The sequence below is a fragment of the Acidovorax sp. GW823-FHT02H02 genome (assembly GCF_058797075.1).
Genome location: NZ_JBXAJH010000002.1, coordinates 61,480 through 87,475 on the forward strand (window position 1 = coordinate 61,480; position 25,996 = coordinate 87,475).

22 protein-coding genes are annotated in these 25,996 nt (G+C 65.9%); 12 read left to right on the plus strand and 10 right to left on the minus strand.

Features of this window, described 5'->3' with window-relative positions; all coding sequences use genetic code 11:
- Positions 1-81: 81 nt before the first annotated feature.
- On the minus strand, positions 82-1,998 hold the full coding sequence (locus AC1RDS_RS02025; protein ID WP_244273607.1) for a B12-binding domain-containing radical SAM protein: 1,917 nt from the start codon (positions 1,996-1,998) through the stop codon (positions 82-84).
- Positions 1,999-2,433: 435 nt separating this feature from the next.
- On the opposite strand from AC1RDS_RS02025, the gene AC1RDS_RS02030 reads away from it, so the two are divergent.
- The 5 genes from AC1RDS_RS02030 (at position 2,434) to AC1RDS_RS02050 (ending at position 7,385) form a co-directional block, all read left to right on the plus strand.
- Entirely contained in the window at positions 2,434-3,621 is a 1,188-nt protein-coding gene (locus AC1RDS_RS02030) for a PepSY-associated TM helix domain-containing protein (protein ID WP_348683588.1), read from the plus strand.
- Positions 3,618-3,875, plus strand: a complete 258-nt coding sequence (locus AC1RDS_RS02035; RefSeq protein WP_348683590.1) for a hypothetical protein — start codon at positions 3,618-3,620, stop codon at positions 3,873-3,875. The genes AC1RDS_RS02030 and AC1RDS_RS02035 overlap by 4 nt, the downstream gene beginning before the upstream one ends.
- Positions 3,876-3,880: 5 nt before the next feature.
- Positions 3,881-6,121, plus strand: a complete 2,241-nt coding sequence (locus AC1RDS_RS02040; protein ID WP_348683591.1) for a TonB-dependent receptor — start codon at positions 3,881-3,883, stop codon at positions 6,119-6,121.
- A 204-nt stretch (positions 6,122-6,325) separates the two neighbouring features.
- Positions 6,326-6,808, plus strand: a complete 483-nt coding sequence (locus AC1RDS_RS02045) for a hypothetical protein (RefSeq protein ID WP_092697039.1) — start codon at positions 6,326-6,328, stop codon at positions 6,806-6,808.
- Positions 6,809-7,064: 256 nt separating this feature from the next.
- Entirely contained in the window at positions 7,065-7,385 is a 321-nt protein-coding gene (locus AC1RDS_RS02050; RefSeq protein WP_348683593.1) for a VF530 family protein, read from the plus strand.
- 49 nt (positions 7,386-7,434) lie between these two features.
- Here AC1RDS_RS02050 and AC1RDS_RS02055 read toward each other — a convergent pair whose 3' ends face one another.
- The 3 genes from AC1RDS_RS02055 to AC1RDS_RS02065 form a co-directional block, all read right to left on the minus strand.
- Entirely contained in the window at positions 7,435-8,394 is a 960-nt protein-coding gene (locus tag AC1RDS_RS02055) for an alpha-E domain-containing protein (RefSeq protein WP_348683595.1), read from the minus strand.
- Complete coding sequence (locus AC1RDS_RS02060) at positions 8,388-9,851, minus strand: circularly permuted type 2 ATP-grasp protein (RefSeq protein ID WP_348683597.1); 1,464 nt, start codon at positions 9,849-9,851, stop codon at positions 8,388-8,390. The genes AC1RDS_RS02055 and AC1RDS_RS02060 overlap by 7 nt, the downstream gene beginning before the upstream one ends.
- A gap of 108 nt (positions 9,852-9,959) precedes the next feature.
- Positions 9,960-12,401: a DNA internalization-related competence protein ComEC/Rec2 gene (locus AC1RDS_RS02065; protein ID WP_348683660.1), complete on the minus strand. Its 2,442-nt coding sequence runs from the start codon at positions 12,399-12,401 to the stop codon at positions 9,960-9,962.
- Between the two features lie 250 nt (positions 12,402-12,651).
- Between AC1RDS_RS02065 and AC1RDS_RS02070 the strand changes: the two genes are divergently transcribed.
- Positions 12,652-13,110, plus strand: coding sequence for a RidA family protein (locus AC1RDS_RS02070; protein WP_026436342.1), 459 nt, complete (start codon positions 12,652-12,654; stop codon positions 13,108-13,110).
- A 340-nt stretch (positions 13,111-13,450) separates the two neighbouring features.
- Here AC1RDS_RS02070 and parC read toward each other — a convergent pair whose 3' ends face one another.
- Genes parC through AC1RDS_RS02085 form a run of 3 tightly spaced genes read right to left on the minus strand, consistent with a single transcriptional unit; the run spans position 13,451 to position 18,641 of the window.
- On the minus strand, positions 13,451-15,805 hold the full coding sequence (parC, locus tag AC1RDS_RS02075) for a DNA topoisomerase IV subunit A (RefSeq protein WP_092697042.1): 2,355 nt from the start codon (positions 15,803-15,805) through the stop codon (positions 13,451-13,453).
- Between the two features lie 15 nt (positions 15,806-15,820).
- Complete coding sequence (locus tag AC1RDS_RS02080) at positions 15,821-16,627, minus strand: lytic transglycosylase domain-containing protein (RefSeq protein ID WP_348683662.1); 807 nt, start codon at positions 16,625-16,627, stop codon at positions 15,821-15,823.
- Positions 16,628-16,658: 31 nt separating this feature from the next.
- Entirely contained in the window at positions 16,659-18,641 is a 1,983-nt protein-coding gene (locus AC1RDS_RS02085) for a DNA topoisomerase IV subunit B (protein ID WP_287877740.1), read from the minus strand.
- A gap of 122 nt (positions 18,642-18,763) precedes the next feature.
- Between AC1RDS_RS02085 and AC1RDS_RS02090 the strand changes: the two genes are divergently transcribed.
- The 6 genes from AC1RDS_RS02090 to AC1RDS_RS02115 all read left to right on the plus strand — a co-directional run bounded on the left by AC1RDS_RS02090 (position 18,764) and on the right by AC1RDS_RS02115 (position 23,664).
- Positions 18,764-19,981, plus strand: a complete 1,218-nt coding sequence (locus tag AC1RDS_RS02090) for an MFS transporter (protein ID WP_092697044.1) — start codon at positions 18,764-18,766, stop codon at positions 19,979-19,981.
- 29 nt (positions 19,982-20,010) lie between these two features.
- Entirely contained in the window at positions 20,011-20,166 is a 156-nt protein-coding gene (locus AC1RDS_RS02095) for a hypothetical protein (protein WP_159433762.1), read from the plus strand.
- 77 nt (positions 20,167-20,243) lie between these two features.
- The gene (locus tag AC1RDS_RS02100) at positions 20,244-20,795 is read left to right on the plus strand and encodes a class I SAM-dependent methyltransferase (RefSeq protein ID WP_092697045.1); all 552 of its coding nucleotides are present in this window, start codon (positions 20,244-20,246) and stop codon (positions 20,793-20,795) included.
- 34 nt (positions 20,796-20,829) lie between these two features.
- Entirely contained in the window at positions 20,830-21,726 is an 897-nt protein-coding gene (dapA, locus tag AC1RDS_RS02105) for a 4-hydroxy-tetrahydrodipicolinate synthase (protein ID WP_092697046.1), read from the plus strand.
- A gap of 43 nt (positions 21,727-21,769) precedes the next feature.
- Positions 21,770-22,861, plus strand: coding sequence for an NlpB/DapX family lipoprotein (gene bamC, locus AC1RDS_RS02110; RefSeq protein ID WP_092697047.1), 1,092 nt, complete (start codon positions 21,770-21,772; stop codon positions 22,859-22,861).
- Between the two features lie 14 nt (positions 22,862-22,875).
- Complete coding sequence (locus AC1RDS_RS02115; protein WP_092697048.1) at positions 22,876-23,664, plus strand: MBL fold metallo-hydrolase; 789 nt, start codon at positions 22,876-22,878, stop codon at positions 23,662-23,664.
- Positions 23,665-23,838: 174 nt separating this feature from the next.
- On the opposite strand, the gene AC1RDS_RS02120 is transcribed toward AC1RDS_RS02115, so the two are convergent.
- The 3 genes from AC1RDS_RS02120 to AC1RDS_RS02130 form a co-directional block, all read right to left on the minus strand.
- Entirely contained in the window at positions 23,839-24,132 is a 294-nt protein-coding gene (locus AC1RDS_RS02120; protein WP_092697049.1) for a hypothetical protein, read from the minus strand.
- A gap of 199 nt (positions 24,133-24,331) precedes the next feature.
- The gene (locus AC1RDS_RS02125; protein WP_092697050.1) at positions 24,332-24,850 is read right to left on the minus strand and encodes a hypothetical protein; all 519 of its coding nucleotides are present in this window, start codon (positions 24,848-24,850) and stop codon (positions 24,332-24,334) included.
- Positions 24,847-25,986: a cupin domain-containing protein gene (locus AC1RDS_RS02130; protein ID WP_287877754.1), complete on the minus strand. Its 1,140-nt coding sequence runs from the start codon at positions 25,984-25,986 to the stop codon at positions 24,847-24,849. Before AC1RDS_RS02130 ends, AC1RDS_RS02125 begins: the two co-directional genes overlap by 4 nt.
- Positions 25,987-25,996: the final 10 nt, after the last annotated feature.

The window sequence follows — 25,996 nt, forward strand, 5'->3', positions numbered from 1 at the left end:
TGCGGATCAGGCGCAAGCGGCTATCGAAAAAGCGCATTGCCGAGACAGGGCGCCGGATCGGCGCACCCGCCCGCAGTCCGGTCACCGGCGCTCGCGCAGTGCCCGCTCGATGCGGTTGCGTTGCACGGTGGTCTTGGGCACCTTGAAGGGGAACCAGCTGCGCACGTCCTCTTCGAGCCCGATGCCGTGCATGTAGTTGTAGATAGCCTTCTTGAGCGCGCCGCCCAGGGCGTCGTGGTCCACGCCCGTGGGGTCGTGAAAGCCGATGTCGTTCTTGGCAAAGCTCACCGGCGGCAGCGGCTGCAGGGTCACGCCAAAGTCTTCGGGGTGCTGGCCCACCGGTGAGTGCACGGTGCAGGCAAAGCGGTGGAAAAAGCCGCTTTGAATACAGCCATTGGCAAACAGCTGGCGCACGTATTCCAGCGCATCCACGGTGTCCTGCACCGTCTGCGTGGGAAAGCCATACATCAGGTAGGCGTGCACCAGAATGCCGGCTTCGGTGAAGGCCCGCGTCACGCGCGCCACCTGGTCCACCGACACGCCTTTTTTCATGAGATTCAGCAGCCGATCGGACGCCACTTCCAGCCCGCCCGAGATGGCGATGCAGCCGCTGTCGGCCAGCAGGTTGCACAGCTCGGGGCTGAAGGTTTTTTCGAATCGGATATTGCCCCACCATGAGATGCCGGCATTGCGTGCGATGAGCTCGGTGGCCAGCGCCTTCAGGGCCTTGGGCGGCGCCGCTTCGTCCACGAAGTGAAAGCCGGTCTGCCCGGTTTCGCGCACGATGGATTCGATGCGGTCGGCCAGCACGGTGGCCGAGGCGCCTTCGTAGCGGCCGATGTAGTCCAGGCTCACGTCGCAGAAGCTGCACTTCTTCCAGTAGCAGCCATGGGCCACGGTGAGCTTGTTCCAGCGACCGTCGCTCCACAGCCGGTGCATGGGGTTGAGCATGTCGAGCAGCGAGAGGTAGCGGTCCAGCGGCAGGCCGTCCCAGGTGGGCGTGCCCACTTCGGCGAACGCCACGTCAGGTTCATGCAGGTTGATGTAGCGCACCGCGCCGGTCTCGACCTCGCGCACAAAGGTGCGCACCAGCCGCTGGCGGCCGCGCTGGCCCTGCAGATGTTCCAGCAGCGCCAGCAGAGGGCGCTCGCCCGCATCCAGCGTCACGTAGTCGAAGTGGTCGAACACGCGCGGCTCGGTCAGCTCGCGCAGTTCGGTATTGACGAAGCCACCGCCCAGCACCGTGACGATGTGCGGGTGGTGTGCCTTGATGGTCTGGGCAATGCGGAAAGCCGCATAGGCGGAGCCGGGGAACGGCACCGACAGCAGCACCACGGTGGGCGCGTGGCGCTGCACGGCAGCCAGCGTCAGATCGCGCAGGGTGTCATCCACCAGGTTGGGCGGCGCGGCCAGCGCCTGCGCCAGCGGCTCGAAGGTGGGCTGGCTGCCCGCCAGCGACTCGGCATAGCGCACGAATTCAAAGCGCGGGTCGACCGCATCGCGCAGCACATCGGCCAGGTCGTTCAGGTACAGCGTGGCCAGGTGCTTGGCGCGGTCGTGCAGGCCCAGGGCGCCAAAGGCCCAGCCCAGCGGGTCGCCGCCCTCGTCATCCACGTACACATCCAGTGACGCAAAGCGCGGCCCCTCGGGCAAAAAGTTGCGCCCCACGATGCGGTGCGCCAGGGTTGAATCACGCCCCTGCAAAAAAGCGATGGCGGGCGCGATGGTGGCCACGTAGCGATCGCGCTGCGCCACAAAGCTCTGCACCGCAGGGCTGTGCCTTGGCGCGGGCAATGCGTCCACCTGCGCCGCCACCGCGCGCAGGCCTGCGGGCGACAGCAGTTGCAGCACCAGAGCCAGCGCCAGGTCTTCCTGCACCGCCGCCACCCCGCGCGAACGCAGGAACCCCGTGAGGTATGCGGTGGACGGATACGGGGTGTTGAGCTGCGTCATCGGCGGGATGACGGACAGGACACGAAGGGCAGGCTGGGCAGGCATGGGGGATGGACAGGGTGGCCGCCAGTGCGTGGCGGGTGCGGAAGCGGGTGCTGATTATCGGCGCCCTCACCCAACGACGCCGCCAGGCCCCGCAAGCCATGGCATCCCGTGCGGAAACAGGGCCGAGCCACGGCGCCTCTCGTGCGCCAACACGGGCGGCCGCAGCCAGGCCGTTGCTTGTTTGCTACGCCACGACAATACAAATGAGATCAATTATCATTTGTATCGTAAAATTCGGTTTCCGCAAGCCACAGCCGCCCCGGCTGGAGCCAGCACCCACCCTGCCGAGACTTTTCGGGTTGCCTGGCTTGAACCACTCCATTGCCCCCACGGACCTTCGGTCTGCATCCCTGCCAGCCCGCGATCGGGCCGTGCAGGCGCGGGCAAGGGATTCGCGCAAGTGTCCGCCAAACCGTTAGCGCAAACCGCCCCGCCATGCTTTCTCCCGTCGCCATCCGTCGCTGGTCCTGGGTCCATCAATGGTCCAGCCTGGTGTGTACCGTGTTCATGCTGCTGCTGTGCCTCACGGGCCTGCCGCTGGTTTTTCACCACGAAATCGGGCACCTGCTGGACACCGAGGTCGAGACGCCGGCCATGCCCGCCAACACGCCGCGAGCCAGCCTCGACCAGGTGCTGGCCGCCGCACAGGCACTGCACCCGCAGCGCGTGGTGCAGTTCGCATCACAACCCGAGGACGGCGATGCGCTCTGGTTCGTCACCCTCACCCCCACGCCCGCGCCCACCGACGACTTCAAGTCGATCGCCGTGGACGCCCGCACGGGTGCCGTGCTGTCCGAGCGGCCGGTGGGCGAAGGCTTCATGCATGTGATGTTCCGCCTGCATGTGGATTTGTTCGCGGGGCTGGCGGGCAAGCTCTTCCTGGGGCTGATGGGCTTGCTGCTGCTCGTGGCCATCGTCACGGGCGTGGTGCTGTATGCGCCGTTCATGCGCAAGCTGCGCTTTGGCGAGGTGCGGCAGCACCGGTCCACCCGTGTGAAATGGCTCGACCTGCACAACCTGCTGGGCATCGTCACGCTGACATGGGCGCTGGTGGTGGGCGCCACGGGCATGGTCAACACGTGGGCTGATCTGGTCATCCAATACTGGCAGCACGACCAGCTGTCGGCATTGCTCAAGCCGTATGAAGGCCAGCCCATCGTGCCCGCCATCGAGCGCGGCCCGCTCCAGCACTCGCTGGAGGCGGCACAAGCCAAGGCGCCGGGCACCAGGCTGTCGTTCATTGCGTTCCCGGGCACATCGTTTTCCAGCCCGCACCACAACACGTTCTTCCTGCGCGGCAACACGCCCCTTACCTCGCGCCTGCTGCAGCCGGTGCTGGTGGATGCGCGCACGGCGCAGGTCACCGCGGCCCCCCAATTGCCTTGGTATGTGACGGCGCTGCTGGTCTCGCAGCCTCTGCACTTTGGCGACTACGGCGGCATGCCGATGAAGATTATCTGGGCGCTGCTGGACATTGCCACCATCGCGGTGCTGGGCAGCGGCCTGTACCTGTGGGTGCGCCGCAAGGCCCCGGCTGCGGCAACGCAGACCCCGTCCACGCCGCCCGGCAAGGGCCAGCCCCTGGTGGCCACGGCACTCACCCACGGCAAGCACACGGCATGAAAAAGTCGTCCTTTCTCGCCATGTGGGGTTGGCCCCTGGCCCTGGCCGTCTTGTCGGCCTCGGGTCTTGCAAGCGCCCTGGTGTCCGACACCTGGGGCGACTGGTGGTCCTGGCTGGGCCTGGGCCTGCCTGTGGCCGTAATGGGCTGGCACGCCTGGCCCCGTTCACGTGCCCTGCCCGCCCCGGTCGCTCCTGCATCGCATCACCGCTGCGGCGCCGACAACGCTTGCACACCTCACTCAACCCACCGCTGATCACCATGCGCAATTTCCACCTCTCTTCGCCATCCCGCAAACGCCCGGTCTTCGCCCCGACTCCCGCCGCCATCGCTGCCGCCATGCTGTGCGTGCTGGCGCTGCCCTCGGCGCAGGCCCAGACAGCGTCCACCACCACCGCGAACGACGACAAGACCTTGTCCACCGTCACGGTGAACGCCAGCGCCGACGCATCGGCCCAGGGCCTGTCGCCCGCCTACGCCGGCGGCCAGGTGGCACGCGGCGGCCGCGCGGGCGTTCTGGGCACGCGCGACGCCATGGAGACGCCGTTCTCCATCACCAGCTACACCAACGAACTCCTCCAGGACCGCCACGCCCGCAGCGTGGGCGATGTGCTGCAAAACGACCCCACCGTGCGCGTGGCGCGGGGCTTTGGCAATTTCCAGGAGGCCTACTTCATTCGCGGCTTCATCCTGGATTCGGACGACACCGCCTACAACGGCCTGTACAGCCTGCTGCCGCGCCAGTACATCGCCACCGAACTGTTCGAGCGTGTGGAAGTGCTGCGGGGCGCCTCGGCGTTTCTGAGCGGCGCCAGCCCCGGTGGTGGCGGCATTGGCGGCAGCATCAACCTGCTGCCCAAGCGTGCCCCCAATGAGCCGTTGAACCGCGTGACCTTTGGCGTGGGCAGCGGCGGCCAGACCCAGGTGGCGGCCGACATCGCTCGCCGCTTCGGTCCGGACGGCAGCACCGGCATCCGCGTGAACGCAGCCTCGCACCAGGGCGGTACCGCCGTGAACGACGAAGACGCCCGGCTCGGCCTGCTGGCCGTGGGCCTGGACTGGCGCAGCCGCGACGTGCGCCTGTCGGGTGACATCGGCTGGCAGGACCACAAGCTCCAGCGCACCCGCACCAACGTGACCCTGGGCCCCTCCGTCGCCAGCGTGCCCGCGGCGCCCGACAACCAGACCAATTTCGCCCAGCCCTGGAGCTATTCCAACGAGCGCGACACCTTCGGCACGCTGCGCGGCGAATGGGACATCAGCACCAGCGTGACCGCCTGGGCCGCAGCCGGTGCGCGCCGCAGCGAAGAAGCCAACGCGCTGGCCAACCTCACCGTCAACAATGCCGCGACGGGCGCCGCCACCACCTACCGCTTCGATAACACCCGCAAGGACAGCGTGAACACCGGTGAACTCGGCCTGCGCGGCAATCTGCAGGCGGGCGGCGTGGGGCATGAATGGGTGGCGGTGGCCTCGGCATTCAGCGCCGAGAAGAAAAACGCCTACGCCATGGACTACGCCAACACCCAGGCCACCAACCTGTACGGCCCCGTGGCCACCAGCCTGCCCGCCTTCAGCGCCAACGCCTTCCGGGGCGGCGATCTGTCCAACCCGCTGCGCACCGGCATCACGCGCCTGACCAGCTTTGCCGTGGGCGACACCCTTGCGCTCATGGACCAGCGCCTGCTGCTCACGGCCGGCCTGCGCCACCAGAAGATCGACATCGGCAACTACGCCTATGGCACCGCCGCACTCACCGACCGCTACGAGCAAAGCCGCACCAGCCCGCTGCTGGCTGGCGTGTTCAAGCTGGACAAGAGCGTGTCGCTTTACGCCAACTACGTCGAGGGCCTGAGCCAGGGGCAAACCGCGCCCAGCACCGCCGCCAACCGGGGTGACATGCTGGCACCCTACGTCTCCAGGCAAAAGGAAGTGGGCGTGAAATACGACGGCGGCCGCGTGGGCGGCAGCCTGGCCTTCTTCAGCACCGACAAGCCCCGCGCCTACCTGGACAGCAACAACGTCTTTGGCACCAACGGCAAAGACCGCCACCAGGGCCTGGAGCTGGCCGTGCAGGGCGAGGCCACCAAGGGCCTGCGGCTGCTGGGCGGCCTGACCTGGCTGGACGCCAAGCAGCAGACCACCGGCTCGGCCACGACCGATGGCAAGCGCGTGATCGGCGTGCCCAAGCTGCAAGCCAACCTGGGCGCCGAATGGGATGTACCCGGCGCGCCCGGCCTGGCCCTGGACGGCCGCGTGGTGCACACCGGCGCCAGCTATGCCAACGCCACCAACACCCTGCGCGTGTCCGGCTGGAACCGCCTGGACGTGGGCGCCCGCTACCTCACCGAAGTGCAAGGCCGCCTCGTCACGCTGCGTGCCCGCATCGACAACCTGACCAACCGCAACTACTGGGCGTCCGCCGGTGGCTACCCCGGCCAGGGCTACCTGGTGGTGGGTGCGCCGCGCACGTTGTCGATCAGCGCCAGCGTGGATTTCTGACGCGGCCTGCCCATTGGACTATTCTTGTTGAATAGGGGCGCCTCCCGGACGATCATATGGTCGCCTGTGGAACAGGTCCGGGGGCTCCTGATACCACGGCTTCATGGCTGTTGAACCGGTGGGTCTTGAGCACATCGGTGATGCGCCCAGCCACCACATCGATAGACTTCACATGGCCCATGGTCGCCAGTATGCTGGCAGCGTATGGCTACCGTGAAAGAAAACGACATGATGGCTTTATTGCGCAGAACGGTTGTGGGCTTATGGATCGTGTTCGCTGGAATCGGCGTGACATGGGCAGAAGATATAGCTGCCACAGTGGAGCCACCTGTTGTGAAGGCGCAAGAGCCGGAGGCATTTCTGGTGGTGCTCAATATCAGCGGCCCCACTTTGCTGGCCAGCAACCAGGACATCACAGACAACGGAAAGGAACTGGTCAGCCTGCCGCGCAACACATACAAGCGTTTGAGCATCGCGCCTGGCCCGCATGAATTCCGATTCAAACCTTTTCCGTCCGGCAAGCGTGTCGCCCATCTGGAAGCGCAGGCGAGCAACACGTATTACCTGGTGGTGGGCTACAGCCCTGGCAAGTCGTGGGCCTTTCCGCTGGGGGGCGACCCCATGACCATCAAGGTCGTGAGCGAAGAAGATGCGACGCCATTGATGAAGGAAATGATTGCTCAATGATTCGCTCTTGAGGCCAGCATGACCAACGTGCGCCCCAACCCGCGCGGCCGCCTGAGCGTGAACCGGGAACGGCGGGAGCGGGGTTGATCACCCCTCCGGGTCTGGCAGATTTTCACGCACGCTGCCCCGATATCTGGAACGCCCAAGCATCCCCTGGACATCGAACCGGGCTGCTCAATTGCTCCAGAACGGGCCCCTGCTGCAGTGCGTCACATGCGCCAGCGCCATGTTCTGCATTCGCCTTATGCTTGCGGCCATGAATGCCCCAGCGCCCCTCCCCATCCCGGACCCCGACAAGCCCGCAGCCGACATCGCGGCGCCTCCCGGTGCGCGCCCCACCCAGGCCCACAACCCCTTGCATGGCGTGACGCTGGAAGCCATGGTGGTGGCACTGGCCGACTATTTTGGCTGGCAGGGGCTGGGCGAGCGCATCCCGGTGCGCTGCTTCCAAAGCGACCCCAGCGTGTCATCGAGCCTGAAATTCCTGCGCAAGACGCCCTGGGCGCGCGCCAAGGTCGAGAGTCTTTATCTCTTCATGCTGCGCGAGCAGCGGCGCAACGCGCAAGACACCCCCTGAAGCTCCCGGCGCAAACACTGGCGCCTGGGGAGTGGCGGAACCGGATGCCTCAATCGGCTGCCGCCACCAGAAAGTCGCGGCTGATCCCCCCGCCCAGGTCATTCACCCGGTCCAGAAACTGCGTGAGATAGGCGTGCAGGCCGGTGGCCAGGATTTCGTCGATGCGCCCGTATTGCAGGTCTGCCAGCAGCCGCCCGGCACAGCGCTGCGTCTCGGCGGATTGCCCGTTGGCCACCATGGCCAGGTTGTCCACCACCTCGCGCAGGCTGGCATGCAGCGAGCGCGGCATGTCGCGGCGCAGGATCAGCAGGTCGGCCACCCGCCCCGGCGTGATCACGTCGCGGTAGACCTTGCGGTACACCTCGAAGGCGGACACGCTGCGCAGGATGGCGCTCCAGTGGTAGAAGTCCTTTTCCTGGTTGCGCTCGCTGGCGCGGCCGAAAAAATCGCTCTCGACCGCATGGAACTTCACGTCCAGCAGCCGCGCCGTGTTGTCGGCCCTCTCCAGGAAGGTGCCCAGGCGCAGGAAATGAAAGGCCTCGTCCTGCAGCATGGTGCCCAGCGTGACCCCGCGCGAGAGGTGCGAGCGGTACTTGACCCACTCGAAGAACTGCGCAGGATCGCGCTCGAAGGCGCCGCCTTCGAGCTGCCGGGCCAGTTCCAGCCAGGTCTGGTTCTGCGTTTCCCAGACTTCCGTGGTGAGTGCCCCGCGCACCGCCCGCGCGTTCTCGCGCGCTGCCCGCAGGCACGACAGGATGGAGGACGGGTTGTTGCCATCGCACACCATGAATTCGAGCACCTTGGCGGGGGCGACCTCCCCATGCTTTGCGGTGTAGGCCGGAATCAGTTCGCTGATCGACAGCAAGCCCAGCCAGCCCTCCTGGGCAACAGCGGTGGACTGCGGCAGCAGCGATGTCTCGTAGCTCACATTGAGCATGCGGGCGGTGTTCTCCGCCCGCTCGGTATAGCGAGACATCCAGAACAAGTGGTCGGCAGTGCGGCTCAGCATGTTTCCTCCCCTTCCTGTCCCAGTACCCAGGTGTCCTTGGTGCCGCCGCCTTGCGACGAGTTGACGACCAGCGAGCCCTCCTGCAGCGCCACGCGCGTGAGGCCGCCGGCCACCATCTGCACATCGCGCCCGCTGAGGACGAAGGGGCGCAGATCGATGTGGCGCGGAGCGATGCCGCTGTCCACATAGGTCGGGCAGGTGGACAGGCTGAGCGTGGGCTGGGCGATGTAGCCCGCCGGATTGGCCAGCAGGGCGCGGCGAAAGTCCGTGATTTCTGCCTGCGTGGCGGCTGGGCCGATGAGCATGCCGTAGCCCCCGGCGCCATGCACTTCCTTCACCACCAGCTCGGGCAGGTGCGCCAGCACATGCCGCAGATCGTCGGGCTTGCGGCACATCCAGGTGGGCACGTTTTGCAGGATCGGCTCTTCCCCCAGGTAAAAGCGGATCATTTCGGGCACATAGGGGTAGACCGATTTGTCATCGGCCACGCCCGTCCCCACGGCATTGCAGATGCCCACGTTGCCCGCGCGGTAGGCGTCCATGAGGCCGGCGCAGCCCAGCGTGGAGTTGCGGCGAAACACCTGCGGATCGAGGAAATCGTCGTCCACGCGCCGGTAGATCACATCCACACGCCGCAGGCCGCGCGTGGTGCGCATGTACACAAACCGGTCCTTGACCACCAGGTCCTGCCCCTCCAGCAGTTCCACCCCCATCTGCTGCGCCAGAAAGGCATGTTCGAAATAAGCGCTGTTGTGCATGCCGGGCGTGAGCACCACCACCGTGGGCGCGGCCACCGTGGGCGGGGCGCTGGCCCGCAGGGTTTCGAGCAGCAGGTCGGGGTAATGCGCCACCGGGGCCACCGCATGCGCGCTGAACAGCTCGGGAAAAAGCCGCATCATCATCTTGCGGTTTTCCAGCATGTAGGAGACACCCGAGGGCACACGCAGGTTGTCTTCGAGCACGTAGTACACGCCATCGCCCCGGGCGTCGGCGGCCCGCACGATGTCGATGCCGGCAATGTGCGCATAAATGTTGCGAGGCACCTGCACACCCACCATCTCGGGGCGGTATTGGGCGTTGTTCAGCACCAGGTCGCTCGGAACAACGCCGGCGCGCAGGATGTCCTGGCCGTGGTACAGGTCATGGATGAAGCGGTTGAGCGCCGTGACCCGCTGCACCAGGCCGCGCTGCACCTGCGTCCATTCATGCTCCGGAATGATGCGGGGAATCAGGTCGAACGGAATGAGCCGCTCGCTGCCCGCGCCACTCTCGTCCTTGGCGCCGTAGACCGCAAACGTGATGCCCACGCGCCGGAAGATCATTTCGGCCTCGGCGCGCCGGGCCTGCATGGCGTCTGCCGGCTGGCGCGCGAGCCATTGGCCATAGCGCTTGTAGTGCTCGCGCACATCGCTGCCGTCAAAGGGCAGCATGGCGTACATCTCGTCGAATTTCTGCATCGGCGGGCCTCCTGGAAACCAGGATAGCAAGTTGCGCACCCACCACCTCTGTTCCATGACAAACCATGCAACCAGACCGCCCGCGCAGGCGTCGGCGCCTGACGCCGGTCAGGGTGCGAGGGTGTGCTGCCAGTAGCGCCGCCCGGTATCCCGCTCGCAGCGCACCTGCCGGGGCTGCAGCGACTGCCAGGTGGCCGCACCGCAGCGCGCGGACTCCACCACCCGGATCTGCCGCTCCTGGTAGCGCCCCAGCACCTCGGGAGCCGGGTGGCCAAAGCGGTTGCGGTAACCGGCCTGCACCAGGGCGGTGCGCGGCTGGACAGCGTCCAGAAACGGCGCGCTCGACGACGTCTTGCTGCCATGGTGCGGCACCAGCAGCAGATCGGCGGCCAGCGGTGCGGCGCCCGCCACCAGGGCCTGCTCCTGGGCCTGCTCGATATCCCCGGCCAGCAAGGCCACGGCGGGCTGCGGCCCCTGCGTTGCGATGCGCAACACGCAACTGGCAGCATTGGTGCGTGCGGCGCCCGTGGCGCGGGCGCCGTCGCCCACCGCCGGGTGCAGCACCTCGAAGGCCACGCCGTCCCAATCCCAGCGCTGACCCGCCACACAGGGCGTGACCGGGCGCAACGCCTGCAAGCCATGCTCGGCCTCGATCGATCCCGTCACGGCGGCCTGGGGTTGCTGGGCCAGCACGGCCGCCGCGCCGCCCGTGTGGTCGGAATCGCGGTGGCTCAGCATGAGCAGGTCCACCCGCTCGCCTAAAGCGCGCAGCAGCGGCACCAGCACCCTGTGGCCCGCGTCGCTTTCACGGCTGAAGCGGGGGCCGGCGTCGTACAGCAGCGCATGGGTGGCGGTGCGCACCAGCACGGCATTGCCCTGGCCGATATCGGTCGCGAGCACCTCAAACTCGCCCGGCGCAGGCCGCGCCGGTTGCCACCACAACGCGGGCACCAGCAGCGGCAGCGCCAGCGCGCGCACCGCCCAGGGCAGGCGCATGGCCAGCACGGCGCCGCCCATCACGGCCGCCACGCCCGCCCACAGCGGCGCCATCGGCACAAACGCTACCGCAAAAGGCCAGGCCGCCAGCCATTGCAGGAAAACAGCCAGGGGCTGAACCGCCCACGCGGCCAGGCTCCACAGCGGCGCCCACAAGACGCCCGCGAGCGCCAACGGAGTCACCACCAGCGTGACCCACGGAATGGCCAGCAAGTTGGCCGCAAACCCCACCAGCGACACCTGGCCAAACAGCAGCAGTGTGAGCGGCGTCAGTGCCAGCGTGACGACCCACTGCTCTCTCAAAAGTGCATAGAAATGGGCTCTAGCGCCCGTACCATCATCGCCACCGGCTATCGGATCCGTCGCAAAAAGCACCGCCACAGCGACAAAACTCAGCCAGAATCCCGCCTGCCACAGCGCCCAAGGGTCCGCCACAACCACCACAGCGCAGGCCAGCAGCCACACCTGCGGCCAAGGCCAGCGGCGCCCGCTCAGGCGCAGCGCGGCAATGGTGGCCAGCATCAGCACGGTGCGCTGCGCGGGCACGCCCCAGCCACTGAAGAGCGCATAGCCAGCGGCCAGCAGGACACCCGCCAGCAGCGCCGCAGAGGGCGCCGGCAGCGCCAGGCACCAGCGCGGCACACGGCACCACAGCCACCGCACCACCAGTGCCGCCAGCCAGGCAAACAGGGTGATGTGCAGGCCCGAAATACTCATCAGGTGCGCCACGCCGGTGGCGCGGAACACATCCCAATCGGCACGGTCAATCGCGCGCTGGTCGCCCGTGACCAACGCTGCCACCACTCCCGCAACACGCCCTGGGCCCTCGTCGCCAGCAGCGGCATGGCCGGCGAGGCGGGTCACGATGGCGTCCCGCACGGCCTGGCGCGCGCGCTCGACAGGGTGCCGCCAGGTGCTGCCCAGCCGCACCGGCGGCACATCCTTCGCGCCGGTGCGCACATAGCCCGTGGCCTGCACGCCCTGCTCCCACATCCAGAGTTCGAAGTCGAACCCATGGGGGTTGCGCGCACCGTGGGGGGCTTTCAGACGCACCGTCATTTCCCAGCGCTCGCCGGCCCGCAGTGGTGGCGGCTGCCGCCCTGCATCGGCAGGCTGCGCCCACCCCTGCGCCGGCTCGCCGTACCACGACACATCCACCAACGGCGGCAGCTTCACCACCGTGCCTTGCCACAAGGCAGACTCGATCTCCAGGCGCAGGCGCACACCCGCTTCATTCACCTGCGGCATGGTGGCGACCACGCCGGTCACGCGCAGGTCGCGCCCCTCCAGCCCCGGTGCCAGCGCATGGGACGCATAGGCACCGGCACGCAGCCCACACAGCGCAAACAAGGCCAGTGCCCCCGCACAGGCCGCAAAGCCCAAGGCCCACCACCGGGCCACGCGCCGCCCGGCAGCCAGGCGATACGCCACCCGCAATACCCTGTGCGAGCCACTGAGGAGCCACGCCACAACCGCCAGGGCCAGCATCACCCCATAGGCCCGCCCATTCCAGAGCAGGGGCTGCTGCAACTGCAGCGCCGCACCCACCAGCATCCCCAGCAAGCACGCCGGCAAGCGCCAAGCGCTCCGCGCGAAACTCTCCTCTGGCGGATGGGGCGCAGCAGGACGGATGGCGCAGGGCGCAATGGGTGGCATGGGCACATGCTAAACCCACCTTCCATCGCAGAAATGGGCGGTTTTCGCGCAGGCTTGTGCAACACTGGCGCCCTCTGCACCGAAATCCAGGCGCCGCACTCTATTGCACGCCTGACCGGACTTTCCCTTCACCCCTCCGAGGAAAACCATGAGCGTTTACGACAAGCTGAAAGAACTCCAGATCACCCTGCCCCCCGTGTCGGTGCCTGCGGCCGCCTATGTGCCTTATGTGCAGACCGGCAACCTGGTGTTCCTGAGCGGCCATATCGCACGCAAGGACGGCAAGCCCTGGGCCGCCCAGTTTGGCCGCGACATCACCACCGAAGAAGGCAAGGCCGCCGCCCGGGCCGTGGCGATCGACCTGATGGGCACGCTGCACGCAGCCTGCGGGGGGGACCTCAACCGCGTCCAGCGCATCGTGAAGGTGATGAGCCTGGTCAACTCCACCGGCGACTTCACCGAACAGCACCTGGTGACCAATGGCGCCAGTGAGCTGCTGGGCCAGGTCTTTGGTGAAAAAGGGGTGCACGCCCGCAGCGCCTTTGGCGTGGCGCAGATTCCCATGGGAGCGTGTGTGGAAATCGAATTGATCGCCGAACTGGCCTGAAAGACGGAGCGTACTGTGATCAGTCCGCGCCAAAAGGCACTCATACGGTCTCGCATTCAAGCGGATAACTAGGCGGGAAGCCGCAGACAGTGCTCTAGCACGGCAAGGCGAACCAACTATCGTTTACGTTTGAAGGCAAAACCGTATCAGCCGCCAGGAGCCGCCGCCAGGCTGCTCGCCTGATGGGCGCTGCTGGCACTTTGCTGGACGGTGCTGGTGAACGGCTCCATGGCGACCGCCGCTGCCTGCAGGGTGCCGGAACCCGCGCTTTTGTTTTTCTGCAACCCCCGAGCGCTCCCGTTGGGCGTCCCATTCCGGCGAAAAAGCCGGCGCACAGCCACTATTCGACGCGCGTCACGGATGCGGGCTTGAAGCCTAAATCTGCGACCTTGCCCTTGCGCCCCCGTGCGGCGCGGGCATTGTTGAGCGAGCGGATTTCCAGCGTTTCTTCCCGCGCCTTGCCGCCCCGCCCCACACCCTCGATGCGGATGCTGCGCGTGTAAGCGGCAGCCCCCGCCAGCTGGTCTTTGGGCTCCAGGTCGATCAGCACCAGGCCGCGGCCACCGTTGGCCATGGTCTTGAGTTCGCTGATCTCGAACGTCAGGATACGCCCCCCCGCCGAGGCGCAGGCCACATGCGTGGCGGCGGGCAGCGGCTGTCCCCCGGTGCTGCCCGCCGCATGGGAAGGAGGGCACACGCTCTCGCCATCACCCAGGGTCATGAAGGACTTGCCACCCTTCTGGCGCGACACCAGGTTTTCCACACTGGCCAGAAAGCCATAGCCACCCGAATTCGACAACAGCAAGGTGGCGCTGGCCGGGCCGGCGAAGTAATGCAGCAGCTGCGTACCCGATTCCAGCTCGATCAGGGTGGTCACAGGCTGCCCGTCACCTCGCCCGCCGGGCAGTTGCGCCACCGGCACCGAATAGACGCGGCCATTGCTGCCAAACACGATGAGCGGGTCCACGGTGCGGCATTCGAACGTGGCGTAGAGCCCGTCACCCGCCTTGAAGGCAAAGCTGGCCGCCTCGTGGCCATGGCCGTTGCGGGCACGCACCCAGCCCTTTTGCGAGACGACCACCGTCACCGGCTCGTCCACCACCTTGACTTCGGCCACGGCCTTCTTCTCGGCCTGGATGAGTGTGCGGCGCGCATCGGCAAAGGTCTTGGCATCCTGCTCGATCTCCTTGGCCATGGTGCGGCGCAGCGAGCCGGGGTTGTTCAGAATGTCTTCGAGCTTGCCCTGGCTTTCGCGCAGTTCTTTCAGCTCCTGCTCGATCTTGATGGCTTCGAGGCGCGCCAGCTGGCGCAGGCGGATTTCGAGAATGTCCTCGGCCTGCCGGTCGCTCAGGCTGAAGCGCGCGATCAGCGCGGCCTTGGGTTCCTCGGCCGCGCGGATGATGGCGATCACCTCGTCGATGTTGAGCAGCACGGTCTGCCGCCCTTCGAGGATGTGGATGCGGTCCAGCACCTTGGCCAGCCGGTGCTGGCTGCGGCGGGTGATGGTGGTCTGGCGGAACGCAATCCACTCCTCCAGCATCACGCGCAGCGACTTCTGCACCGGCTTGCCATCGAGCCCCACCATGGTGAGGTTGATGGGGGCCGAGGTCTCCAGGCTGGTGTGGGCCAGCAATGCGGTGATCAGCTCCTGCTGCGGCGTCTTGCCCGTCTTGGGCTCGAACACCAGGCGCACGGGGGCATCCTTGCTGGATTCGTCGCGCACCACGTCCAGCACGGCCAGCATGCTGGCCTTGAGCTGCGTCTGGTCCTGGCTCAGTGCCTTCTTGCCCGCCTTGACCTTGGGGTTGGTGATTTCCTCGATCTCTTCGAGCACGCGCTGCGTGCTCACGCCGGGCGGCAGCTCATTGACTACCAACTGCCATTGGCCACGGGCCAGTTCTTCGATCTTCCAGCGCGCCCGCACCTTGAGGCTGCCGCGGCCCGTGCGGTAGGCGTCGGCAATGTCGCCCGCGCTGCTGATGATCTGGCCGCCGCCCGGGTAGTCGGGCCCGGGCACCAGGGCCAGCAGCTCTTCCTGGCTGAGCGAAGGCGTCTTGATGAGCGCGATGCAGGCGTCGGCAATCTCGCGCAGGTTGTGGCTCGGGATCTCGGTGGCCAGGCCCACGGCGATGCCGCTGGCGCCATTGAGCAGCGCGAACGGCAGACGCGCGGGCAGCTGGCGGGGTTCTTCCGTGCTGCCGTCGTAGTTGGGCATGAAATCCACGGTGCCTTCGTCGATCTCGTCAAGCAGCAGGCTGGTGATGCGCGACAGGCGCGCCTCGGTGTAGCGCATGGCGGCGGCGCCATCCCCGTCGCGGCTGCCGAAGTTGCCCTGGCCGTCGATCAGCGGGTAGCGCTGGGCAAAGTCCTGCGCCATGCGCACCAGTGCGTCGTAGGCCGACTGGTCGCCATGGGGGTGAAAGCGCCCCAGCACATCGCCCACCACGCGGGCACTCTTGACGGGCTTGGCCGCCGTGCTGCGCGTGGGGCCGCTGTAGCCCAGGCCCATGCGGTCCATCGAGTACAGGATGCGCCGCTGCACGGGCTTGAGGCCGTCGCACACATCGGGCAGCGCGCGGCCCTTGACGACGGACAACGCATATTCCAGATAGGCGCGCTGGGCATAGCCCGCCAGATCCAGGGAGTCACCCCCGTCGCCAGCGGTGGTGAAATCGAGAGTGGGTTGATCGCTCATTCGTTCGGGTTCGGTTCAATCACGTTCTGGTGCGAAGTCACGCGTGTCTGGAAGCTTGTCCCGGCCCACGGCGCCGCCCGGGAGCTCCATGCGCACGCGGCCCGGAGCAGCGCGCTGGGCCAGCACGGTCGTTGGCGGCTTGAGCTGGGCATACAGGCCAAGCACGGTGCGCACATAGTTCTGGGTTTCCTTGAAGGCCGGAATCTGGTTGCCCGCCTTTTTCACCGCGCCCTCGCCCGCGTTGTAGGCGGCCAGGGCCAGGTCCATGCGGCCGGGAAACAGATCGAGCAGGTAGCGCAGATAACGGGTGCCGGCAGACACATTCACGGCCGGGTCGACGAGTTTCTGCGCCACGGTCCGGCGGGCGTCCGCCGCCACGCCGAAGCGTCCCGCCGTGGCCGGCATCACCTGCATCAGGCCAATGGCGCCCTTGGGCGAGACGGCGCCGGCGTCAAACCCCGATTCGGTGGCAATCAGGGCCTGCAGCAATTCATAGTCCACCCCCTGGTGGCTGGCCGATGCGCGCAGGTGGTGCCTCACGCGCTGGTAGTCGGGCGAGATGTCAAAAAACGCCAGCAAACGCGCACTGGCCGCGGGCAGCGCCCCCGGCACAGGCCGCACCGCACCCTGCGGCCCATCGCTCGATGAATCGAATTGCGTGCCGCGAAAGAACAGCTGGTAACGCGCATCCGTCTGCTCTGCGGCGAAGTGGGTCACGCCGCGTTCGTCCACAAAGGCCCACAGGTCTGCATGCGCCGGTTGTTGCGCTATCCATAGCAGCAGCACAGCCAGAAAGCGCAAAAGGCCTGAAGAACGATGCATCATGGACATGGCAAGTACCGGCAATGCGTGGTCAGATATCCACTTCCACTGCATCGCCATGCAGCTCCATCAGCTCGCGCCGCGAAGCGGCCTCGCCCTTGCCCATGAGCTTGGTGATGAGCCCTTCCGTGGCAGAGAAATCCGTGCCCCCCAGCTGCACGGGCAGCAGGCGGCGCGTGTCGGGGTTGAGCGTGGTTTCCCACAGCTGCTCGGCATTCATCTCGCCCAGGCCCTTGAAGCGGCTGATCTGGCATTTTTCGCGCGGCACGCCGTCTTTCGCGCATTTGTCGAGAATGGCGGTGAGCTCGCCTTCATCGAGCGCATACATCTTGGCCGCGGGCTTCTTGCCGCGCGCGGGAACATCCACGCGAAACAGCGGCGGGCGCGCCACATAGATATGGCCGGCCTCGATGAGCTTGGGGAAATGCCGGAAAAACAGCGTGAGCAGCAGCACCTGGATGTGCGAGCCATCCACGTCCGCATCACTGAGGATGCACACCTTGCCGTAGCGCAGGCCCGACAGGTCGGGTGAATCGTTGGGTCCGTGCGGGTCCACCCCCATGGCCACCGAGATGTCGTGGATCTCGTTGTTGGCAAACAGCCGGTCGCGCTCCACCTCCCAGGTGTTGAGCACCTTGCCGCGCAGCGGCAGCACGGCCTGGTTTTCCTTGTCGCGGCCCATCTTGGCGCTGCCACCGGCCGAGTCACCCTCGACCAGGAACACCTCGTTGTAGGCGATGTCGCGGCTTTCGCAATCGGTGAGTTTGCCGGGTAGCACAGCCACGCCCGAGCCCTTGCGCTTTTCCACCTTCTGGCCGGCCTTCTGGCGCGTCTGCGCGGCCTTGATGGCGAGTTCGGCCAGCTTCTTGCCGTATTCGACATGCTGGTTGAGCCAGAGTTCGAGCGCGGGGCGCACAAAGCCGCTCACCAGCCGCACCGCATCGCGCGAGTTCAGGCGCTCCTTGATCTGGCCCTGGAACTGGGGGTCCAGCACCTTGGCACTGAGCACATAGCTGGCGCGTGCAAACACATCTTCGGGCATCAGCTTCACGCCCTTGGGCAAAAGACTGTGCAGCTCGATGAAGCTCTTGACGGCGTTGAACAGGCCATCGCGCAGGCCACTCTCGTGCGTGCCGCCGGCGCTGGTGGGAATCAGGTTGACGTAGCTTTCGCGCACGGGCTGGCCGTCTTCGGTGAAGGCCACGCACCACGAGGCGCCCTCGCCCTCGGCAAAGTTGTCGTTGCCACTATCGGCAAAGCCCTCGCCCTCGAAGAGCGGGATCACCGGGTCGCCGTTGAGCGTCTGCTGCAGGTAGTCGCGCAGGCCGCCCTTGTATTGCCAGGTTTGCGTGTCCCGCGTCTTCTCGTTGACGAGCGAGACCGACACGCCCGGCATCAGCACCGCCTTGCTGCGCAGCAGGTGGGTGAGCTCGCCCAACGGCAGGGTGCTCGATTCAAAGTATCTGGCATCGGGCCACACGCGCACCGAGGTGCCCTGCTTGCGCTCGCCGGCCTCCAGGGGACGGGCCACCAGGGGCTCGATCACGTCACCCGCCGAGAACACCAGGCGCGCCACCTGCCCTTCGCGGTGGCTGCAGGCTTCCAGGCGCGTGGCCAGGGCGTTGGTGACGCTCACGCCCACGCCATGCAAGCCGCCCGAGAAGCTGTACGCGCCGCCCTTGCCCTTGTCAAATTTGCCGCCAGCGTGCAGGCGGGTGAAGACCAGCTCGATCACCGGGGCCTTTTCCTCGGGGTGCAGGCCAAACGGAATGCCACGCCCATCGTCCTCGACGCCCACCGAACCATCAGCGTGCAGCGTGACCTTGATCTTCTTGCCATAGCCGGCCAACGCCTCGTCGGCGGCGTTGTCGAGCACCTCCTGGATGATGTGCAGGGGGTTGTCGGTGCGGGTGTACATGCCCGGGCGTTGCTTGACAGGCTCCAGCCCCTTGAGCACACGGATCGAACCCTCGGAATATTCGCTGGCGGACACAGAAGACGGTTTGGCAGACATGGGGCGGATTGTAGTGCCGCAGCCGTGCATGAACTGGATGAATACCCAGTCATGGAATCCCACACCGTCCCAGGTCATGCAGGTGTCAGGCAGATGCGTGCGGTATTCGCTACATTCCCCGCATGCCTACGAATCCTCCCAAACTGTCCATGTTCCAGGTGCTGGCCTGCGGTGCCGCCATCGTGACGTTGTCCATGGGCATCCGCCACGGCTTCGGGCTATGGCTGCAACCCGTCACCCAGGAAATGGGCTGGACGCGGCAGTCGTTTGCGCTGGCCATTGCCATCCAGAATCTGTCCTGGGGCCTGATCGGCATTTTTGTTGGCATGGTGGCCGACCGTTTTGGCGCCTTTCGCGTGCTGGTGGGCGGCGCGGCGCTCTATGGCCTGGGTCTGGCCGGCATGGCGCTGTCTCCCACGCCCACCCTGTTTGCGCTGACTGCGGGTGTGCTAATCGGCGCGGCCCAGGCCGGCACCACCTACGCCGTGATCTACGGGGTGCTGGGCCGCCAGATCGCACCCGAAAGGCGTTCCTGGGCCATGGGCGTGGCGGCGGCGGCCGGCTCGTTCGGGCAGTTTCTGATGGTGCCGGTGGAGGGCTGGCTGATTGCCAGCCTGGGCTGGCAGCAGGCGCTGCTGGCACTGGCGCTGATGGTGCTGCTCATCGTTCCGCTGGCTTTCGGCCTGCGCGAGCCCGGATTTCACGGATCGGCACCCGCTCGACGCGACCAGACCATTGCCCAGGCGCTGGGCGAGGCGTTCCGCTACCCCAGCTTCCTGCTGCTGACGGCGGGGTATTTCGTATGCGGCTTCCAGGTGGTCTTCATTGGCGTGCACATGCCAAGCTACCTGCGCGACCATGGGCTCTCGCCCCAGGTGGCCAGCTATTCACTGGCGCTGATCGGGCTGTTCAATGTGTTCGGCACCTACATTGCGGGCACGCTGGGCCAGCACATGCCCAAGCGCAGGATTTTGGCCTTCATCTACTTTGCGCGGGCTGTGGTCATCACCGTTTTTCTGCTGGTGCCCCTGTCGCCGCTGTCGGTGTATGTGTTTTCCGCCGTGATGGGGGCACTGTGGCTGTCCACCGTGCCCCCCACCAATGCCACCATTGCGCAGATTTTTGGCGTGCAGCACCTGTCCATGCTGGGCGGTTTTGTCTTTTTCAGCCACCAGGTCGGCAGCTTCATGGGCGTGTGGCTGGGCGGGTACCTGTATGACCGCACGGGCAGCTACGATGTGGTGTGGTACATCGCGATCGGGTTGGGAATTTTTGCGGGACTGGTGAATCTTCCCGTCAAGGAAGCTCCCATCCGCCGCGCCGCGCCGCTGCCCGCCTGACCACACCCGTTCCTCCGCACAATCCGTCCATGGCCCTGCACAACCCCACTCCACGCCTTGCATTCCGCACTGCCCGGCTGCTGGGCTGGGTGGTCGCTGTGCTGGCCTTGCTGGCGGTGTTTGCGCTGTACACCGCGCCAGGCTTCATGGTCATGCTGTCAGACCAGCTCTGGGCATGTTTCTGAGAATTTCAAACCTTCTAGGCCACGAGCGCTCATGAATCAATCGCCAGCAGCTCTTATTGCAATAGCAAACATTTCCCATGCACGGCACTGAAGCCCCTTCAGACTGGGTGCGCCGCTGGTCTCCCCTGGCCCCGCCGGGCAGCGCGGTGCTGGACGTGGCCTGCGGCGCGGGCCGCCACCTGCGGTGGATGCACGAACGCGGCCACCCCACGGTGGGCGTGGACCGCTCCGCCGATGCCGTGGCCGCCTGCGCGGCCTGGGGCGAGATCCACTGCGCCGACATCGAAGCGGGTCCCTGGCCCTTTGCCGGCCGACAGTTTGGTGCGGTGATCGTCACCAACTACCTCTGGCGCCCGCTGCTGCCCCTTCTGGTGGACAGCGTGGCCCCCGGCGGCGTGCTGATCTATGAAACCTTCGCCAGCGGCAACGAAACCGTGGGCCGCCCTGCGCGCGCCGACTTTCTGCTGCGCCCCGGAGAGCTGCTGGCCGCCTGCGCGCGCCTGCGCACCATTGCCTACGAAGACGGTTTTGTGGACGCCCCCGCGCGTTTCGTGCAACGCATTGCGGCCGTGCGCGAAATCGAGCACCCAGGCCAGCCCGTCCGATACCGCCTGGACCTTCCGGTCTAGTTAGAATGCCCTTTTACCGTTTACCACTGCGGACATGACCTCTTCTTCCGTGCCCCTTACCGGCAGCATCGTCGCCCTTGTCACCCCCATGCACGAGGACGGTAGCGTGGACTACCCTGCCCTGCGCAAACTGATCGACTGGCACATCGCCGAGGGGACCGACTGCATCGGCGTGGTGGGCACCACGGGTGAATCGCCCACGGTCAACGTCGAAGAACACTGCGAAATCATCCGCGTGTCTGTGGAGCAAGCGGCCAAGCGCGTGCCCATCATGGCCGGCTGCGGCGCCAACTCCACCGCCGAGGCCATCGAGCTGGCCAAGTTTGCCCGCGGTGTGGGGGCCGACAGCCAGCTGCAGGTCGTGCCCTACTACAACAAGCCCACGCAAGAAGGCCAGTTCCAGCATTTCAAGGCGATTGCAGAGGCCACGGGCGACCTGCCCATCGTGCTCTACAACGTGCCCGGCCGCTCGGTGGCCGATATGCAGCACGACACCGTGCTGCGCCTGGCCCAGGTGCCCGGCATCATCGGCATCAAGGAAGCCACGGGCAACATCGAACGCGCCCAGTGGCTGATCCGCGACCTGCCCAAGGGCTTTGCCGTGTATTCGGGCGATGACCCCACCGCTGTCGCCCTGATGCTGTGCGGCGGCCACGGCAACATCAGCGTGACCGCCAACGTGGCGCCCCGCCTGATGCACGAGCTGTGCGTTGCAGCACTGGCCGGCAATGCACGGCGCGCCATGGAAATCCAGTTCCAGCTGATGCCGGTGCACAAAAACCTGTTCATCGAAGCCAACCCCATCCCCGTCAAATGGGCCATGGCCCGCATGGGTCTGTGCGCAGGCACCATGCGCCTGCCCATGACGCCCCTGAGCCAGGGCAACGAATCCACGGTCGAAGCAGCCCTGCGCGCCAGCGGCCTTCTGTAAGCCGCCCGTCCCCCGACACTTGAGACACTCTGAGGATTTCCGCGTGAATCACACCGCACGACTGGGCCTGCTGGGCCTTGCCATGGTCCTGTCCGCCTGCTCCGTCCTGGAAAGCGACAAGATCGACTACAAAAGCGCCACCCAGGGGGCCACGCTGGAAGTGCCGCCCGATCTGACACAACTGTCGCGGGACAACCGCTACGCGGTGCCCGGCACGACCGTCTCTGCGGCAGCATTCCAGGCAGGCCAGAGCGCGAAAACATCGAACACATCCACCGCAGCAGCCACCAAAATTGGCGACGTGCGCATCGAACGCAATGGCAACCAGCGCTGGTTGGTGATCGACCGACCGGCCGACCAACTGTGGGAGCCCGTGCGTGAATACTGGCTGGAGAATGGTTTCAACCTGGTTGTCGATCAGGCCGACTTGGGCATTCTGGAAACCGACTGGGCGGAAAACCGCGCCAAGCTGCCGCAGGACGTGATCCGCGCCACCCTCGGCAAGGTTTTTGATTCGCTGTATTCCACCGGCGAACGTGACAAGTTCCGCACACGCCTGGAGCGCAATGCCGCAGGCGGCACCGAAATCTATGTCACCCACCGCGGCATGGTGGAGGTGTACACCAGCGCGGCCAAGGACAGCACCGTCTGGCAGCCCCGCGCCGCCGATCCCGAACTCGAAACCGAATTCCTGCGCCGCCTCATGGTCAAGCTCGGTGTGAGCCAGGAGCAATCCAAGGCGGTGGCGGCAGCGCCCGCACTGAAGGCGGCCACGGTGCGCATGGCCTCGGTGAACAACGTTCCCGTGGTGCAGATGGACGAGGGCTTTGATCGCGCATGGCGCCGGGTAGGCTTGGCCCTGGATCGCACCGGTTTCACCGTGGAAGACCGCAACCGCAATGACGGTCTGTACTTTGTGCGTTATGTCGCTCCAGGAACCGACAAAAAGGAGCCCGGCTTCTTCAACAAGCTGCTGGGCGGCGGCTCTGCCGCAACACCACCGCTCAAGTACCAGGTGGTGGTGCGCAGCCAGGGCGACGCCACCACGGTTTCCGTGCTGAACGAGGCCGGCGCTCCCGAATCGTCTGCCAACGCCGAGCGCATCCTGCGCGTGCTGGCAGACGACCTGAAATAAGAGCCTGACTGCCAATGCTGCGCTTTCGCAGCTTGGGCAGCGGCAGCTCAGGCAACGCCACTGTGGTGGAGGCAGGCGACGGATCACAGATTCGCCGCCTGCTGGTGGATTGCGGCTTCGGCATCCGGCAGCTGGCCACGCGGCTTGGCGCTGCGGGTCTGGGCATCGACCAGATCGATGCCATTTTCATCACGCACGAACATGCCGACCATGTGGGTTGCGCCAAAGCTTTGGCGTTGCGACACCGTATTCCCGTATGGATGAGCGCCGGCACCCACGCGGCACTGGGTTTTCCCGATCTGGATGGGCTGCTGCAGGTGGCCTACGACATGGCGCCGATCGACCTCGGTACCCTGTGCGCATTGCCCTTCACCGTGCCACACGATGCACGGGAACCGCTGCAATTGCGCTGCACCGATGGCGCCTCTCACCTGGGTCTGCTCACCGACCTGGGCCACGCCAGCAGCCATGTGCTGCAGCAACTGCAGGGTTGCCACGCACTTTTGCTGGAAGCCAACCATGATCCGGACATGCTCGAGGCATCCGGCTACCCCGCCTTTCTCAAGCGGCGCATCGGCGGCGAGCACGGACATCTGGCCAACCATGCGGCCGCCAGTATCCTGACGGCCGTTCGGCACGCAAGCCTGAATCGGGTGGTGGCGGCCCACCTCAGCGCTCAGAACAACCAGCCCTGGCTGGCACAACAGGCGCTGGCGCAGGCGCTGGACTGGCCGGCTCAGGCTGTGGACGTTGCCTCGGCCGTCGCAGGCACTGAATGGATCGACGTCACGCTGTCCCGCTAAGCGATGGATTCACACCCATCAGGCGGTTGGCGGGCAATACACACACCACTGTTGCGGGAATAGCCCCCCTGAACACGGAGGCCACCCACAAAAAAGCCCCGCACCTGCAGAGGTCGGGGCTTTCGGCTTCAGACACTCCAGCAAAGCTGGAAACCTCTGAAATCGTTTCTGGCTTTACTTGGCAGCAGAAGCGGCGTTGGTGGCTGCAGTAGCAGCAGCATCCACAGCAGCCTTGGCATCGGATGCGGCAGTGGCGGCTGCGTCCACAGCGGTCTGGGCGCCAGTGGCGGCCGTGGCGGCAGCGTCAGCAGCAGCCTTGGCAGCGTCTACAGGAGCAGATGCGTCAGCGGCGGGAGCCGGAGCTTCCACAGGAGCTGGGGCAGGAGCAGCAACGGGCTCTTCTTTCTTGCCACAAGCGGCAAGGGCAGCAGCAGCGATCAGAGTAGCCAGAACGAGGGATTTCTTCATTTCAATTTTCCTAAATAGACAGACAAAGAACCGGAATTGCCACCACGATCAGCTTCGACATCTGTTGACGCGTTGGTGGAATGCATTTGCATGCGTTTCAGCGCAGTCGGAAATTATATTGGGGATTCGTCAATACCGACTAACACTGACTGAGCGCAAGCAATGCATTCAATCTTTCAGATACACATCAGTATTAACGCTACAAGCCCAAAGTGGTTGACGGAAAGCCAGGAGAACTTTTACTCCGCAGCCACTCATTGAGCGATTCACGCAGCAAAACGCGCCGATCCGGTTCGAACCCGCTGACCCCCACACAGTGCAAGGGATCAATCCGGTGCAGCACCCAGGCGGGAGACCACAAAACACTGGGAAGGTCCAGCGGATCTGCCGACGGGCTGCGCCGGCAGGTAATGATGTGATCCCAGGTGCCGCGCCAGCGCACAAAGCGCGCATGCCGCCGAATCACCTCATCAAACGTGCAGGCCAGCATGGTGAATCGCCGGCCACTGCGCGCCCACTGCTGCAATGACTCGATCACGGCGAGTTCACCCAACGGCCAGTCATGGAAATTGGCATCACTCACCACGATCTCCGTCCAGCCGTCGCGGGCAGCCGTAGCCAGACCATTGCGCACCAACTGCATGAAGGCATCCCGACCGCTGAACCGCCCCGAAGGCAAGTCAGGCAGCGCAGGAGCTGAGGGCGCCGCATCGGTCATGGGGTTTCCTTGGCCTCTTGACAGGCATGGGCCCAGCCGGCGTCGCACCAGGCAGACAACAGCTCCAGGGCATCGTCACTCGCACGCGCCAGATCGCGGCTTTGCAGCCGGCGCTGATCCGCCAGGCGCCGCATCAGCGTGGCGTCACGGCCTGCCGCACGATAGCTTTCGCCATTGATGAAAACGTGGTGCGCGTCATACATCATGCGGGTGCGCCGATCCAGCGCAACGCCCTCCAGCATCACCCCTGCGTCATTCGCCTCGAACCACACGCTGGGCTTGGGCTCGGTCAGGTACTCCCCCAGCGCGCGCTCCAGCACCAGTGGCTCGCTCAACGCGCGTTGCAGGGCCTCGCGGGCAAAGTCGTGCAGCCGATCCGGGATGGCGGCAGGCTGCTCCACCGCTTCCTGGCCCGCGTCGCGGTACAGCACGGGCGCGTCCTCCTCGCCCGCATCTTCCGCCACCCGCGTCAGGAGTTCCTGGGCCAGCTCTGCACGGGCCGGAGCACGGAACCCGATCGAGTAGGTCATGCACTCCCCTTCGGCGACACCGTCATGGGCATACCTGGGCGGAAGGTACAGCATGTCCCCGGGTTCCAGCACAAACTCCTGCTCGGGCTCGAACTGCGCCAGCACTTTCAGTGGAATATCGTCCCGCAGGCTCAGGTCTTTCTGGCGCCCGATGCGCCAGCGGCGGCGCCCGTGGGCCTGCAGCAAAAATACATCGTAACTGTCAAAATGCGGGCCCACGCCTCCACCGTCACTGGCGTAGCTGATCATCAGATCATCGAGCCGCGCCTCCGGAACAAAACGGAATTGCTGCATGAGGGCATGCACCTGGTCGTTGTGCAGATCGACGCCCTGCACCAGCAAGGTCCAGTCAGGCTGCTGGAGGACAGGCAATGCACGGCGCGAAAACGGTCCGTGGCGCAGCTTCCAGACATCCTTGACCTTTTGCACCAGCCGGGATTCCACACCCTCCTGTGCAGCCAGGGCAAAGAGACCGGCACGCAACACGGGCGGCTTGAATCCGGGGATGGCCTGGCGTACCAGCAAGGGCTTTCTCTGCCAGTGCCGCTGCATGAATTGCGTGGGGGTCAGGCCACCAAGGAGGGTGAGGGGTTGCTGGCTATCCATGAATACCTGT

Bases quoted from the DNA above. Each gene is read 5' to 3' on its own strand.
- AC1RDS_RS02025 (WP_244273607.1), bottom strand. From the start codon at position 1,998: ATGCCTGCCCAGCCTGCCCTTCGTGTCCTGTCCGTCATCCCGCCGATG.
- AC1RDS_RS02030 (WP_348683588.1), top strand. From the start codon at position 2,434: ATGCTTTCTCCCGTCGCCATCCGTCGCTGGTCCTGGGTCCATCAATGG.
- AC1RDS_RS02035 (WP_348683590.1), top strand. From the start codon at position 3,618: ATGAAAAAGTCGTCCTTTCTCGCCATGTGGGGTTGGCCCCTGGCCCTG.
- AC1RDS_RS02040 (WP_348683591.1), top strand. From the start codon at position 3,881: ATGCGCAATTTCCACCTCTCTTCGCCATCCCGCAAACGCCCGGTCTTC.
- AC1RDS_RS02045 (WP_092697039.1), top strand. From the start codon at position 6,326: ATGGCTACCGTGAAAGAAAACGACATGATGGCTTTATTGCGCAGAACG.
- AC1RDS_RS02050 (WP_348683593.1), top strand. From the start codon at position 7,065: ATGAATGCCCCAGCGCCCCTCCCCATCCCGGACCCCGACAAGCCCGCA.
- AC1RDS_RS02055 (WP_348683595.1), bottom strand. From the start codon at position 8,394: ATGCTGAGCCGCACTGCCGACCACTTGTTCTGGATGTCTCGCTATACC.
- AC1RDS_RS02060 (WP_348683597.1), bottom strand. From the start codon at position 9,851: ATGCAGAAATTCGACGAGATGTACGCCATGCTGCCCTTTGACGGCAGC.
- AC1RDS_RS02065 (WP_348683660.1), bottom strand. From the start codon at position 12,401: ATGCTGGTGGGTGCGGCGCTGCAGTTGCAGCAGCCCCTGCTCTGGAAT.
- AC1RDS_RS02070 (WP_026436342.1), top strand. From the start codon at position 12,652: ATGAGCGTTTACGACAAGCTGAAAGAACTCCAGATCACCCTGCCCCCC.
- parC (WP_092697042.1), bottom strand. From the start codon at position 15,805: ATGAGCGATCAACCCACTCTCGATTTCACCACCGCTGGCGACGGGGGT.
- AC1RDS_RS02080 (WP_348683662.1), bottom strand. From the start codon at position 16,627: ATGCATCGTTCTTCAGGCCTTTTGCGCTTTCTGGCTGTGCTGCTGCTA.
- AC1RDS_RS02085 (WP_287877740.1), bottom strand. From the start codon at position 18,641: ATGTCTGCCAAACCGTCTTCTGTGTCCGCCAGCGAATATTCCGAGGGT.
- AC1RDS_RS02090 (WP_092697044.1), top strand. From the start codon at position 18,764: ATGCCTACGAATCCTCCCAAACTGTCCATGTTCCAGGTGCTGGCCTGC.
- AC1RDS_RS02095 (WP_159433762.1), top strand. From the start codon at position 20,011: ATGGCCCTGCACAACCCCACTCCACGCCTTGCATTCCGCACTGCCCGG.
- AC1RDS_RS02100 (WP_092697045.1), top strand. From the start codon at position 20,244: ATGCACGGCACTGAAGCCCCTTCAGACTGGGTGCGCCGCTGGTCTCCC.
- dapA (WP_092697046.1), top strand. From the start codon at position 20,830: ATGACCTCTTCTTCCGTGCCCCTTACCGGCAGCATCGTCGCCCTTGTC.
- AC1RDS_RS02115 (WP_092697048.1), top strand. From the start codon at position 22,876: ATGCTGCGCTTTCGCAGCTTGGGCAGCGGCAGCTCAGGCAACGCCACT.
- AC1RDS_RS02120 (WP_092697049.1), bottom strand. From the start codon at position 24,132: ATGAAGAAATCCCTCGTTCTGGCTACTCTGATCGCTGCTGCTGCCCTT.
- AC1RDS_RS02125 (WP_092697050.1), bottom strand. From the start codon at position 24,850: ATGACCGATGCGGCGCCCTCAGCTCCTGCGCTGCCTGACTTGCCTTCG.
- AC1RDS_RS02130 (WP_287877754.1), bottom strand. From the start codon at position 25,986: ATGGATAGCCAGCAACCCCTCACCCTCCTTGGTGGCCTGACCCCCACG.